The organism is Humibacter sp. RRB41 (assembly GCF_022761015.1).
GTDB lineage: Bacteria > Actinomycetota > Actinomycetes > Actinomycetales > Microbacteriaceae > Humibacter.
This window is the reverse complement of the sequence record NZ_JAKWJQ010000004.1, coordinates 136,267-150,292: the sequence shown is the minus strand read 5'-3', so window position 1 is coordinate 150,292 and position 14,026 is coordinate 136,267. Positions and strand designations below refer to the sequence as shown.

Sequence of the window (14,026 nt, the reverse complement as noted above, 5' to 3'; positions counted from 1 at the left end):
GATCGAGGAGCCCCCTTGGCTGATCGAGTAGCGCCCGCGAAGCGGACGCGTATCGAGATCCGCGTTCACAGGTCTCGATACGCGTCGCCTGCGGCGGCGCTACTCGACCAGCGACGACGGCGCTACTCGACCTGCGAGAGGGCCAGGACCAGGGCGTGCTCGGGGTAGAGGCCGGGCAGCGGCACGCCGATCTCGGCCAGCACGCGACCCGTGACGACGACCTCCCCTTCGTCCGACGTGAGCCAGTGCGGCAGCGAGCGATGTGCGATCGCGTGCTCGTCCAGCGGCAGGCCGAGGGTGACCCGATACCGCGCATCGGGGTCGAGCCCCGCGATGCGAAGCCGCGACGACAGCTCGTTCGGCGACGTGGCGAGCGTTGCGTAGACGAACAGCGCGCGGGAACGATCGTGGGAGACGACGCCGTACGCGGCATCCGACTCGTCCGGGCGGTCGATGCGCACGGAGCGACCGGTGTGGATGAGCGAACGGTTCGCCTTGTAGAAGTCGATCACAGCACGCAACTCGGTGCGTTCGGCATCCGTGAGTCCTCGCACGTCCCACTCGATGCCGAAGTGTCCGAACAGAGCGGTGATCGCACGGAACGACAGGGCGTGCGTGCGACCCGTCGTGTGCGCGGTGCTCGGCCCGACATGCGCGCCGACCAGCTCGGGCGGCAGAACGAGTTGCGTCCAGCGCTGGATGGTCTGGCGCTCGAGGGCGTCGTTGGTGTCGGATGCCCACACCCGGTCCGTGCGCTGCAGAATGCCCAGGTCGACCCTGGCGCCTCCCGACGAGCAACTCTCGATCTCCACGTTCGGATGCGCGGCGCGCAACGCGTCGAACAGCCGGTACGCGGCGAGCGTCTGTGCGTGGGTGGACGCCACACCATCGTGGCCGAGCTCCACCTGATCTCGGTTCTGGTCCCACTTCAGGTAGTCGATCGCATTCTCGGTGAGCAACGCGTCGAGCCGCTCGAAGATGTGGTCCCAGGCATCCGGATTCACAAGGTCGAGCACCTGCTGCCTTCGCCAGGTCGGCGACGTGCGACCGTGCGCGCCCGCGGGCCGCGCAATCCAGTCGGGATGCTCGCGTGCGAGTTCCGAGTCCTGGTTGATCATCTCCGGCTCGACCCAGAGCCCGAACTGCATCCCCTTGTCCCTCACGTGGTCGATCAGCGGCGTGAGGCCCAGCGGCCACATGTCGGGGTCGACGAACCAGTCGCCGAGGCCCCTCGTGTCGTCGCGACGACCGAGGAACCAGCCGTCGTCGAGCACGAAGCGTTCGACACCGAGGTCGGATGCGGCATCCGCAAGGCTCTTCAGCACGTGCAGGTCGTGGTTGAAGTACACGGCCTCCCACGTGTTGAGCACCACGGGACGCGGCGTCGACGGATGCCCCTCGCGGCCCCTCACCCAGTCGTGGAAGCCCGCGCTCACACCGTCGAGCCCGTGCGAGGAGTACGCAGCGAACGCCGTGGGTGCCGTGTAGCTCTCCCCTGCACCCAGCACGAGCTCGCCGGACTTGAGCAGCTCGCCGACGGCGAGCAGCGTCTGCCCGTCGCCCGCGCGCTCGATGCGGGACGTGTGGTCGCCGCTCCAGCCCAGGTGCAGCGCCCAGACCTCGCCGGAGCGCCACCCGAACCCCGGCGTGCCCGCCGCGATCACCAGGGTCGAGTCGTGACCCGTGCGGCCATGACGTGCGCTGCGGGTCCACGTTCCCTGGTCGATGCGATGACGCTGCGGATGCTTCTCCCGCGCCCACCGCCCCGTCAGGTCGAGCGACTCCGTCGCCTGCGCCGGAACGGGCAGCGACACGTCGAGCGCAGCGACGGCGTAGTCGTCGGCACCGAGGTTCGTGAGCGTCTGATCCACCAGCAGCAGGCCGCCGGGCGCGAGTGTCAGCGCGACGTCCACCTGCAGAGCGGATGCCTCGTCCCTCAGCACCAGCGCCGCACGCTGGCCACCGGTGCCGTCCGCCGGCTCGAGGGAGGCATCCTGCACAACGAGCCGCGGTGAGAACGCCCTCCCGGCACGGTCACCGGCAAGGCCGGGGGTACCGCGCCATGCCCGTGCGGGCTGTGGGATCAGCGAGACCGGAGCCGGGTCGTCGAACGCCGAGTGCGGCGCGGAACCGCTGACCAGGGCAGGATCGGGAGCCTGGTCACCGAGGTCTGCACCCCAGTGCGCGACGCGCACGTCGCCGTCGCGCAGGTCGAGCAGGAGGCTCGTGCCTGCCGCGCGAAGGTACAGCCGATCGATCACGATGCCGAGCCCAGCAGTGCTCGATCTTCGATGACTGGTGAGATTCCCATTGCTCCCTTTCGTGTGCCCGGCATCGCCTGTCCGGCATCATGTGCCGCCACGGGCGGCATCGATCAACTCGATATCGACGGTCCCTTTCGCCCGAAGGCGCTGCACGGCATCCGCGTCGGCGGACGCACCGAGATAGACGGTATCGAATTCCTGCAGAGCGCCGACGCGACCGAGATGCACCTGCCCCGCCTTCGAGCCGTCCGCGACCACCACTGTGCGATCGGATGCCTGCAACATCGCCCGCTTCAACTCCGCCTCCGGAAGATTGATGTTGGTGACTCCCGTGACGGCGTCGACACCGTTGCAGCCCAAGATGGCGAGGTCGGCGTGCACGCGCTGAAGCACCTCCGTCGCGAACGGAGCGACGAGGGAGTGTTGCAGCGGACGCAGAGTACCGCCGGTCACGATGACCTGCAGGCGGGGGATCGCGTGTTCCAGTTCGAGCGCGATGGTGAGACCGTTCGTCATCACGGTCACGTCGTACAGATCGTCGCGGGCGACGAGTTCCAGCGCCACCGCAAGGCACGTGCTCCCCACGTCGAGGAGCACGCTCATGCCCGGCCCCACTGTGGCGGCCGCGGCCCGCGCGATCTCGCGCTTCTCCTCCGCCGAGTTGCGCAGCGACTCTTCCATCGGATGCTCGCGGAATCCGACCGACCCACGCGGAACAGCCCCGCCTCGTACCCGACGGATGTTCTGCGCCGCTTCGAGTTGAGCGAGATCACCGCGCACGGTCACCTCGGACACCCCGAACGCCTCACTCAGTTCATTGACGCGCACGAAGCCGCGGTCGGCGAGCAGAACGAGCATGCGCTGCCTGCGAATCTCGCCGGGCAGATCGCCCGCCCCGATGCGCTGATCGAGGGAGCCCGGGATGCGCTTGGGCATGTCGGCGGTCCTTCTTCTGCGATGAACTAGGTCGATCGGCTTCGCGTCACCCCTTGGTCGCTCCGAGTGCAAGGCCGGCGACGAACTGCCGTTGCAGTACCAGGTAGACGATCAGCGTCGGAACCGCGGCGATCAGAGCCGCGGCCGCAATCACGTTCTGGTTGCTGACGAACTGCCCCTGCAGGTTGTTCAACGCCGAGGTGATCGGTCGCTTCGACCCGGTCGACATGAGGACCGTCGCCCAGAAGAAGTCGTTGTAGATCCAGATCGTCAGCAGCGTCCCCAATGCGGCAAGGGCCGGCCTGCAGATCGGCAGCGTGATGCTCCAGAACCGGGTCCACAGGCCGGCTCCGTCGACCAGCGCAGCCTCGTAGATGTCCCCTGGGATGGTGGTCATGTAGTTGCTGAGCACGAACACGCAGAACCCGAGCTGAAACGTCACGTTGATGACGATCAGCCCGAACAGCGAGTCGTACATCAGCCCGCTCGACGAGAGCCAGCTCGGTAGTGGAATGCTCAGAAAGATGCGGTAGAGGGGCGTGATGAGCGCCTGCTGCGGCAACAGATTGCCGGCGGTGAAGATGATCAGCAGCACGAGCCGGCCGCGCAGCTTCACTTGAGCGACGACGAATCCGACCGCTGAGGCGAACAGCAACGTGATGATCACGGCGGGGATCGTGATGATCGCCGAGTTGATGAGGTAGTGCCCGATCTCGCCCTGGCTCCAGGCGGCCACGTAGTTCGCGAAAGTCAGGCCGCCGATGGGCAGGGAGACGTAGCCGTACTTCGCAGTGCTGCTGATCGGACGCAGAGAGATGTACAGCGCGAACAAGAGCGGCAGGATCCACGCGACGGCCATGATGATCATGAACGTGTGCGCAGCGATGCGCCCGGGGCGCACGCCACCCGCTCGCCGCTTACCGCTACTCGATCTTGCCGCGGCCGACGCCTGTGTGCTCGAGAGGGTCGTCATGCTTTGTCCTCTTTCCGGAACGACTGAACGAGGAAGATGATGATCGGAACGAGCGAGATGACCAGCAACACCGTGGCCAACGCAGACCCGTACCCGATCCGGGTGGTCTGCCCGATGATGTACTGCGTCACCAGCATGGACAGCAGCTCGAGGCCAGGCAGCACTGTGCCGTGGCTCATGATGTAGATGATGTCGTAGGCCCGCAGCGACTCGATCACCGTGATCACGATGATCACGACGTTGATCGGTTTGAGCACCGGGAAGATGACGCGCCAGAAGGTCTGCCACGGGTTGGCGCCGTCGATCTGCGCTGCCTCACGCAGCGACGTGTCCACACCCTTCAGACCTGCTAAGTACAGGATCATCACGTACCCGACCTGACGCCAGGACGCCGCAACGAGCACCGCGCCCAGGTTCAAGTTCGGGTTGCCGATCCAGTTGATGGCGTCGCCGCCGGTACGACCCAGCAGTGTGTTGATGAGCCCGAAGTTCTGCGAGTACATCAGCTCCCAGATGATGCCGATCAGGGCGAGAGAGAGCATGACCGGCATGAAGAACACGCTCTGGTAGATGCGGCTGCCCTTCAAGTTGCGGTCGAGGATCACCGCGATCAGCATGCCCAGCGGAGTCGCGATCAGACCGAAAACCAGGATCCAGATCACGTTGTGCAGCACGGCGGGCCAGAACTGCGGGTCGACCGTGAAGGCGAACTTGTACTCCTGCGTGCCGACCCAGGGTTGGATGGCGCCGACGCCGTTCCAACTCGTGAAGGAGAGCACGACGCTCGTCACGGCAGGGAACCAGACGAACGCCAGATCTGCGAGCAGCGGAATGCCGAGCAGCACGATCAACAGCACGCGATCCCGCTTGGTCAGCCGCCGCAGCCGGCGGCGCCGACGCGGAGTCGGCGCCGCCGATCCGGCGTCGGGCCCGATGGCCGTCCGCCTTTGGGTATCGGTCATCAGTGCGCAGCGGTGAAGACGGTCTTCGCCTGCGCCTCGAGGCTGGACTGGATGGACTGAATGGTGGCGGGGGTTGGACTGTTGATGAACTTGTCGACGGCCGCCGCGACCGTGTTGTCCGCGAATCCGGGGTCACTGTCGCGGTCGAGGAACTGCGCGACGTTCTTGCACGCCTTGATGACCTCGACCGATTTTTTCTGGATGGCGTTGTACGTCGGGACGTCTGCGTCGGTGGCGAGAGCGACATCCCACTTGTCGTTCTTCAGGTATGCGACTTCCGCCTGGCCGGTGCCGATGTACTCGAGCACCTTCTTCGCCGGGTCGACGTTCTTTGCCTTCTTCGCGAGGCAGAAGCCGTCGGCGGGGGCATCCATGTAGTCTTGCGCCCACGTCGGGTCGATCTCCGGGTACACGAAGAAGTCGAGGTCGTCGAGATCGGCGTTATCGGTGACGTACTGTGCAGCGACCTGGTTGGTGCCCTGGAACATCATGCCGGCCTTCTTCGACTCCAGCGTCTTGACGGCGTCCTGCCAGATGCGGCCCGTCGAGCCCGTCTGCACATAGGGCAGCAGTTCGGCCCACTTGTTGAACACGTCGGTGACCTTGGAGTCCGTCCACGGCACCTTGTGCTGCATGAGCTTCATGTGGAAGTCGAAGCCGTTCATCCGCAGGTCGAGGATGTCGAAGGTGCCCAGTGCCGGCCAGCCGTCCTGCTGCCCGAAGGCGAACGGGATGAGCCCGTCCTTCTGCATCTGCTTGCAGAGGGTGATCATCTCGTCCCAGGTCGTCGGGATCTGATAGCCCTTCTCCTGGAAGGTGCTCTTGTTGTAGAACACGACCCACGGATAGTTGTAGATCGGCACGATGTAGTAGTGGCCGTCGGTTCCCTTCGACAGCGCTTTCGCCGAGTCGGGGAAGTTCTTGCCGATCTTGTCCCAGACGTCGTCGATCGGGGCGATCAACCCTTGGTCGGCGAACACCTGCATGCGGTAGCCGGCGAACCAGGTGAACAGGTCGTTCGGGGTGCCCTGCAGGTACGAGGTGATGTTGTTCTGGAAGGTGTTGTGATCGACGGTGTTCACGTCGATCTTCACTTTGGTCGACTTCGTCGCGGCTTTGGTGAGGGCCCCGAAAGCCGACTTGGGCGCCGGATCCGAATAGTTCGACCCGAAGGTGATGCTGCTGGCTCCCGAGCCGGACGTGCCGCCGCCCGATGAACAGGCCGCCAGAAGGGGCACTGCCGCGATTCCCAGAGCGGCCACGCCGCCCAGTTTGAGGATGTCTCGTCGGCTGATCCCGGAAATCGGAGCGCCGAATTGGGGCTGACCTTGCATAGCTGACTCCCTTGTCAGGTTGCGCCCCACGACTCACGCCGAGGGCCTGATGACATGCGCTCGCAGCCTACGATTGCTTACGCGAAGTTGTCAATCCATAAGCCAGACCGTGTCATCCGCGTTCTTTCCGAAAGAGAACGCAGGGTGGGAAGTGCGAAGCTTGCATCGCACTCGAGTGAAGGAGTTCCGTATGCCCGCGTCACATCCAGGCTCGCTCGCAGCCGTCTGGCGGCATCCGGAGATCACCTCGATCGGTCGGGAACCCACGCACGCCGTTCCGCGAACGCGTCGCGTACCGCGAGCGAGCGCCGTCGGCCACACCGATGGCTCCCGTGACGACGTGCTCGACCTCGACGGCACGTGGCTGTTCCAGTTGCTGCCGAGTCCGGAGGCCGATCTCGGGGATCTGTGGCGCGACATCCGTGTTCCAGGAGCCTGGACGATGCAGGATACCGGCGACCTGCCGCAATACCTGAACATACGGATGCCGTTCCCGTTCTCGCCGCCCAGGGTGCCGCACGAGAATCCGACGGGTGTGTACCGCCGCACGGTGCACGTTCCGTCGTCGTGGGCGGGCCGTCGCATCGTGCTCAGCGTCGGCGCCGCAGAGAGCGTGCTGCTCGCGGCCGTGAACGGCGTGCGGGCCGGCGTGAGCAAGGGCAGCCGCCTCGCCGCCGAATTCGACGTGACCTCGTTGGTGCACGAAGGTGCGAACGAGGTGGAGCTGACCGTCGTCAAGTGGTCGGACGCGAGCTATCTCGAAGACCAGGACCAGTGGTGGCACGGCGGCATCACACGGAGCGTGCGACTGTACGCGACCGGGCCGGTGTTCCTGCGCGACGTGCGCGTCGTAGCCGACTATGACGCGGCATCCGGTGAGGCGCGGCTCGACGTTGACGCCGTTGTGGGCTCGCCCGAGGACGTGACCCCTGCCGGGCTGCGCGTTCGCGTGCGGTTGCACGGCGGGACCGAGGGGCGCAACGGGGCCGAGGAAACGGCATCCGTCTCCACGCGCGCCTCGGTGAACCCCGAGGACGAGGAGGTGCAAGCTCTGCTGGCGCAGGTGCCGCTCGACGAGAACGTGTTCTCGCTGCACAGCAAGAACGCGGCGCGGATGCCTCTGCCCGAGCCGCTCGGAACCCTCGCACGCGCAGCGACCTCGGCCAACCTGCCGGAGCCGCATGGCCGGGCGCACGTGTCGTTCCCCGTTCACGGCGTCACGCCGTGGAGCGCCGAGACACCCGCGCTGCACGACCTCACGGTCGAGCTGGTGGATGCCGACGGCACCGTGCTCGACACCGCAGAGCTGCGCGTCGGGTTCCGCCGAGTGGAGATCGTGGGGCGGGACCTGCTCGTCAATGGACGACGCATTCTGTTGCAGGGTGTGAATCGGCACGAGTTCGACCCTCGAACCGGCCGCACCCTCACCCGCGAGCAGATCGCCGACGAGCTGGCGAACCTCAAGCGGTGGGGATTCAACGCGATCCGCACGTCGCATTACCCGAACGATCCGGCGTTCTACGACCTCGCGGACGAGTACGGCTTCTATGTGATCGATGAGGCCGACCTCGAGACGCACGATTGGGCGTGGTCGCTCTGCGACGACCCCCGCTATCTGAACCAGTTCGTCGACCGCGTATCGCGCCTTGTGTTGCGCGACAAGAACCATCCGAGCGTCATCATCTGGTCGCTGGGCAACGAGAGCGGATCCGGCGTGAATCAGGATGCCGCCGCCGGCTGGGTGCGCGGCTACGATTCCACCCGCCCCGTGCACTACGAGGGTGCGATCGCCCGCGACTGGTTCGGTGGTCACGCGCAGACCGACATCGTTTGCCCGATGTATCCGGGCATCGACGCGATCGTCTCCTACGCCCGCGACGAACGCGCCGATCGCCCGCTCATCATGTGCGAGTACAACCACGCGATGGGCAATTCGAGCGGCTCGTTCGACGACTACTGGGCCGCGATCCGTTCCACTCCCGGTCTTCAAGGCGGCTTCATCTGGGAGCTGAAGGACCATGGGCTCGATCCGGACGGCGACGGCCACTACCGCTACGGCGGCGACTTCGGCGACGATCCCAATGACGGCAACTTCTGCATCGACGGACTGCTGTTCCCCGACGGCTCACCGCACCCGGCGATCTGGGAGGTGCGACGGGTGTTCTCTCCCGTCGAGATCGTCTCGGATGCCGACGCCGCGCTTGCAGGAACCGTGCGCCTGCTCAACCGCCAGACGTTCACGTCGCTGAGAGGCCTTGCGCTCGAGGCGAGGGTCGCCCGCATCGAGGGTGATGGCGAGTCCTACCCGTTGGATGCCTCGGCCGACGCGGGCGAGGCCGCCGACGTCGCGCTCCACGCGGAGCTCGTGCGCGAACTCGCGGAGCCCGGTGCGCTCGCCCTGCGGATCACGGTGCGTACGGCGACGGATGCCGCCTGGGCGCCCGCCGGCGAGGAGCTCGCGGTGCTGGAGGTGCGCGTCGCCCCCGCCCCCACTCCCCTCAGTCCCCTGAGCGAGCGCAGCGAGTCGAAGGGCAGCAGCGACGCGCTCTTCCACTCGGCTTCGCCTCGCTCAGGGAGCTGGAGATCCGCGAGCTGGGCCGTCACCGACGACGGCCTCGTTCAGCATCCGCTGCTGGCATCAGCTCCGCGGCTGCAGTTCTGGCGCGCGCTGACCGACAACGACAAGGCGATCCCGCTGCACCAACGGCTGCAAGCGACCGGGCTGCGCGACGTGACGCGCCTGGTGCGCTCCGTCGAGCGCGACGGCGACACGGTGAAGGTCAACGCTGCCTACACGAGCTCGACCGGCCACGTGATCCAGCACGAGCAGACCATCACGCGCACGGACAGCGCTCTGCGCTTCGCCGAACGCGTCACCGTGCCGGAGTCGCTGCCCGACATCCCGCGCGTCGGCATCGAGTTCGCCCTCTCCCCGGAGTTCGAACATGTGACCTGGCTCGGTGACGGACCCCACGAGACCTACCCCGATCGCCGATCGTCAGCGCTGCTCGGGCGCTGGGAGTCGAGCGTCGACGACCTGCAGACACCGTATGTGCGTCCGCAGGAGAACGGCGGACGCACCGGGGTGAGCGAGGCTACCCTCAACGACGGGACGAACACCGTCGTGCTGCGATTCGGGGAGCCAGTGCTGTTCACGGCATCCCACCACTCGGTTGCCGAGCTCGAAGACACCGCCCACTCGTGGGAGCTTCCTCGAAGGGCCGAGACGATCGTGCGCTCCGACATCGCCCACCGCGGCCTCGGCAGCGCCTCCGTCGGACCGGATGCCCTCCCGCCGTTCATCGTTCGCCCCGGCGTCTACAAGTGGAGCTGGTCGCTGGCTGTGGACTGAGCTCTGCTCAGCCCCAGAGCACGTTCACGTCGCACTTCTCGTCCGTTCCTACCGAGGATGCCCACGGACAGTGCTACCCGAAAGCGACGGGTCTCGGTTCCGAGTTTCAGAAGAGGATCGCGTTGCGTTCGTGAATGTGTGGCCGAAGGTATGGTCTGAGCGTGGAAGAACGTCACGGGTCGTTAGCCGTCGTCGCGGTGTCGCTGGACTGCGCGGATCACGATGAGCTTGCTGGCTTCTATGCCGCGCTTCTCGATGGCTCGATCGTCTGGCGCACGGGCGCGGCCGCGGCCGTGCGTGTTGGAGGGTATGTCTTGATCGCCCAACGAGTCGATCCGTACGTGAAGCCCGTGTGGCCCGGCGCGTCGATCGTTCACCTGGACTTGAGCGGTCCCGATCTCGATCTCGAAGACCAGGCCGCTTTTGCCATTGCCCACGGTGCGACCGTCGCCGATGTTCAACCAGATCCGCGATGGGTTGTCATGCTGGACCCAGCCGGGCATCCGTTCTGCCTCACGCCTTTCACGCCCTGATTCGTGCTCGATGCAGGATCCATGATCGCTGACGTGTCAGACGATCTGTCTGTGGTGGTGCAACGAGCGACTCGAAAGAAGGTGGTGGCGGGGCAGCCCCGTCACCAGGGGGCGGCGACCTCGGCGTGGGTGCTCAGGATGCCGTCGGTGGTGCCCGACGGCGCTCGACCGATGCCGCACTCCGTCGCCACGCCGAACACAGGTGTATGCGGCAGCGCGGCGGCGATGCGCCGCTGGGCGCCCTCGACGCCGTCTTCACGGTGCACGAGACCGAGATACAGTTCGGTCTCGTCTGACAGCTCGAGACCGTCCAACGGTGCGAAGTACGCGTCGTCGTCGCGCTCGATCGGCACGGGCAGGTGGATCCAACTGATCGGACGGCTCGCTGCCTTCGTCACCATGTTCGCGAAGCGCACCAGGTTGCCGGCGTCGGTCGGCTCGATGAAGTGCTTCTCGGCGACGTCGCCGTAGCAGAGGTGGAATCCGACCTCGACGTCGTCTGGAACACGAGATGCCTGCTCCGCAGACCGCTTCGTGAGACCCGTCCACACGTCGTCACCCCACCACGACGCCGCACCGCCACCGCGAGGTGCGGTGTTTTCGATGATGCCGAACTCCACGGCGTTGTCCCACTGGATGGCGAGATCGTCGTGCGGAACGGTGTCGAGAATCGCATCGAGCTCGCGATACATGGCGTCGCGATACACAGGTTCGATCGCAGCACGCTGTTCGAACGGGAAGTACGCGCCGACGACGGCGAGCGGCGTGGGAAGCGACACCTGGAACTTGGTGCCGGGCGCGATCACCCCTTCGTCGCGGAGTCTGTTGAAGATCGCATACGACTCCTCTGCAGCGTGCGCGTAACCCAGCGGCGGGAACTCGATGCTCGCCGGGTCGACGCCATCGGAGACGCGAAGCGGGCGGGCATCCAGCATGCGCAGCGGAATCGGATGCTCGCCGACCCGCTCGATGCCCTCTGCCTGACCGAGGATGTCAGGCTGCCACATGATCCAGTGGAACCGTCTGCCCGGCTCGCCGTCGGGGATGCGCTTAAGCCGGTCTCCGAGAAGCGTCGCGGCCCTGCGCATCGTCGTCTCGGCGTCGTCGTAGTTGACGCTGCCCACGAGGTGGGCGCCCTGGGGTTGAGGCATCGGTACTTCCGTAAGGTGGGGGCGGCGGTGAAGCTCCTGCCACGTTACCTGTTGCTGCGCTCCTTCAGCGCCGCCTCGTAGAGCGCACGGCGGGACAGTCCGGTAGCCGCAGACACGGATGCCGAAGCATCCTTCAGGCTCTCCCCCGTGGCCGTGAGCAACAGCACCTCCTGCACGGCGGTGGCCAGGTCGACGGTGCGAGCCACGGCACCAGCGACCACCACCACGATCTCGCCTCGCACGCCCCCCGCAGCCCACTCGGCGAGCTCCGCAGCCGTGCCACGTTTGACCTCTTCGTGCAGCTTGGTGAGTTCCCGGCACACCACGACGCGACGGGATGCCCCGAGCACGTGCGCGATCGCGGCCAGCGAGTCCGCGAGCCGGTTCGGCGACTCGAAGAACACCATCGTGCGGCGCTCGTCGCCGAGCGATCCGAGAACGGATGCCCGCTCCCCCGCCTTGCGCGGCAGGAACCCCTCGAACGTGAAGCGGTCCGTCGGCAGCCCGGAGACGGCGAGCGCAGCGAGCACGGCACTCGGACCGGGAATCACAGTGACCTCGACACCGGCCTCGATGGCCGCCAGCACAAGGTGGTAGCCGGGGTCAGAGACCGTGGGCATGCCGGCATCCGACAGCACGAGCAGGTCGGCGTCGCGCGCAAGCTCGACGAGCTCGCCCGCCCGCTCTCGCTCGTTGTGATCGTGCATCGCCACCAGCCGCGGCCGGTTCGTGACACCGAGACCCTGCAGCAGGCGGTTGGCGACTCGGGTGTCTTCCGCGGCGACGACGGATGCCGTCTCGAGCGCTTCGACGAGCCGGCGGGAGGCGTCGCCCAGATTTCCGATAGGCGTCGCCGCGAGGATGATCACGTGTCCAGTCATAGCATTGCCGTCGTGACTCACGAGCGCGCGAGCTGGCAGGAACCCACCGGTACACGCCTCGACAGATGGTTCGCGCGCGTGGTCAACACCCCGGCGAAGCTGCGCTGGTACAACTGGGGGCTGCCCGTCGTGGTCACGCTGATCGCCGCGGTGGCGCGGTTGTGGGCGCTCGGCGATCCGCACGCCCTCGTGTTCGACGAGACCTTCTACGTGAAGGACGCCTGGACCATCATGCACAAGGGCTGGGAGGCGGCTTGGCCCGCGAACGTCGACGCCCAATTCGCCGACGGCGATGTGGACTCGTACTCGAACGATCCGGAGTTCGTGGCGCATCCGCCGTTCGGCAAATGGATGATCGCTGTCGGCCTCGCCGTCTTCGGCGCGCAGAACACCGTGGGCTGGCGTATCAGCACTGCCGTGGTGGGCATCCTCGCCGTCGTCGTGCTGATGGTGATAGCGAAGATGCTGTTCCGTTCGACGTTGATCGCCACGCTCGCCGGCTTCATCATGGCGGTCGACGGCAACGCGATCGTGATGAGCCGCGTCGCCATCCTCGACAACTCCGTGATGTTCCTCGCACTGCTCGCCTTTCTGTGCGTGCTGCTCGATCGATCGTGGCGGGAGAGACGGCTGGCCGCGTGGATCGCCGCCAGGGAGGCCGCCGGCCTCAGGATCGGCTGGGGGCCGTGGCTGTGGTGGCGTCCGTGGCTGATCGTGGCCGGCATCCTGCTCGGTCTCGATGCGGGCGTGAAGTGGACCGGCTTCTACTTTCTCGCGTTCTTCGCTGTGTACGTCGTGCTTGTGGACGTTCTGGGGAGACGTCGCTCGGGCATCCGCCTGTGGCCGGAAGGCGGCGTCGTCAAGGGCGGCATCGTCACGTTCGTGCTGATGGTCCCACTCGCGTTCGCCACCTACATCGCCACGTGGAGTGGCTGGCTGCTGAACCGCGGCGGCTACTACCGCGATTGGGTGCAGACCACACCGGGCGTGAAGTGGACGGGCGGCCTCTCCTGGGTGCCGAACTGGGCCCAGAACCTCTGGCACTACCAGGCGGAGATGTACGGGTACTCGATCAACCTGCATACGCCGCACCCGTACCAGTCGAACCCGCTGACCTGGCTGCTTCAGTTGCGCCCGACGAGCATGTACTACGTCGGCACGAAGTACGGCGTCGACGGATGCACCGCACCCGGCGGCTGCTCCTCCGCCATCACCGATCTCGGCAATCCGATCATCTGGTGGGCGGGAACCGCTGCCGTGATCTACCTCATCTACCGACTGATCCGCTATCGCGACTGGCGATACGGGCTCATCCTCGCCGGTCTCGCCGCCGGCTACCTGCCGTGGCTCCTCTATACCGGTCGCACGATCTTCACCTTCTACTCGATAGCGTTCGCCCCCTACCTTTACCTGGCACTCGCCGCGGTGTTCGCGCTGATAGTCGGCAAGGCCACGGACGACACCTATCGAAGAACCAGGGGCCTCAGCCTGCTCGCGGTCTTCGTCGTGGTGATCGCCGCGGTCTCGGTGTTCTTCTACCCGATCTGGACGGGCATGCAGATCCCGTTCTGGTACTGGCAGATCCACATGTGGCTGCCGAACGTGACGACGGGGATCGGCACGCTGGGCTGGATTTGACC

The 14,026-nt window shown here is 66.2% G+C and carries 10 protein-coding genes; 3 read left to right on the top strand and 7 right to left on the bottom strand.

All coding sequences use genetic code 11. The features are described 5' to 3' along the window. Window positions 1–122: 122 nt before the first annotated feature. From MJ603_RS12005 to MJ603_RS11985, 5 genes are all read right to left on the bottom strand, one after another. Complete coding sequence (locus tag MJ603_RS12005) at window positions 123–2,258, bottom strand: alpha-galactosidase (protein ID WP_243064268.1); 2,136 nt, start codon at window positions 2,256–2,258, stop codon at window positions 123–125. A 90-nt stretch (window positions 2,259–2,348) separates the two neighbouring features. Beyond that, window positions 2,349–3,200: a DeoR/GlpR family DNA-binding transcription regulator gene (locus MJ603_RS12000; protein ID WP_243063964.1), complete on the bottom strand. Its 852-nt coding sequence runs from the start codon at window positions 3,198–3,200 to the stop codon at window positions 2,349–2,351. A gap of 46 nt (window positions 3,201–3,246) precedes the next feature. After that, a complete protein-coding gene (locus MJ603_RS11995) occupies window positions 3,247–4,173 on the bottom strand; it encodes a carbohydrate ABC transporter permease (RefSeq protein WP_243063963.1) in 927 nt (308 codons plus the stop codon). After that, the gene (locus tag MJ603_RS11990) at window positions 4,170–5,135 is read right to left on the bottom strand and encodes a carbohydrate ABC transporter permease (protein ID WP_243063962.1); all 966 of its coding nucleotides are present in this window, start codon (window positions 5,133–5,135) and stop codon (window positions 4,170–4,172) included. The genes MJ603_RS11995 and MJ603_RS11990 overlap by 4 nt, the downstream gene beginning before the upstream one ends. Further along, window positions 5,135–6,397, bottom strand: a complete 1,263-nt coding sequence (locus MJ603_RS11985) for an extracellular solute-binding protein (RefSeq protein WP_243063961.1) — start codon at window positions 6,395–6,397, stop codon at window positions 5,135–5,137. The genes MJ603_RS11990 and MJ603_RS11985 overlap by 1 nt, the downstream gene beginning before the upstream one ends. Window positions 6,398–6,659: 262 nt before the next feature. Here MJ603_RS11985 and MJ603_RS11980 point away from each other — a divergent pair, with 262 nt between their 5' ends. Continuing rightward, window positions 6,660–9,821: a glycoside hydrolase family 2 TIM barrel-domain containing protein gene (locus tag MJ603_RS11980; RefSeq protein WP_243063960.1), complete on the top strand. Its 3,162-nt coding sequence runs from the start codon at window positions 6,660–6,662 to the stop codon at window positions 9,819–9,821. Window positions 9,822–9,982: 161 nt separating this feature from the next. Further along, window positions 9,983–10,354, top strand: coding sequence for a VOC family protein (locus MJ603_RS11975; protein WP_243063959.1), 372 nt, complete (start codon window positions 9,983–9,985; stop codon window positions 10,352–10,354). A gap of 101 nt (window positions 10,355–10,455) precedes the next feature. Here MJ603_RS11975 and MJ603_RS11970 read toward each other — a convergent pair whose 3' ends face one another. Both MJ603_RS11970 and rsmI read right to left on the bottom strand, forming a co-directional pair. Next, window positions 10,456–11,505: a hypothetical protein gene (locus MJ603_RS11970; protein ID WP_243063958.1), complete on the bottom strand. Its 1,050-nt coding sequence runs from the start codon at window positions 11,503–11,505 to the stop codon at window positions 10,456–10,458. A 44-nt stretch (window positions 11,506–11,549) separates the two neighbouring features. After that, complete coding sequence (rsmI, locus tag MJ603_RS11965) at window positions 11,550–12,374, bottom strand: 16S rRNA (cytidine(1402)-2'-O)-methyltransferase (protein WP_243064267.1); 825 nt, start codon at window positions 12,372–12,374, stop codon at window positions 11,550–11,552. A gap of 24 nt (window positions 12,375–12,398) precedes the next feature. On the opposite strand from rsmI, the gene MJ603_RS11960 reads away from it, so the two are divergent. Continuing rightward, a complete protein-coding gene (locus MJ603_RS11960) occupies window positions 12,399–14,024 on the top strand; it encodes a dolichyl-phosphate-mannose--protein mannosyltransferase (RefSeq protein ID WP_243063957.1) in 1,626 nt (541 codons plus the stop codon). Window positions 14,025–14,026 lie beyond the last annotated feature (2 nt).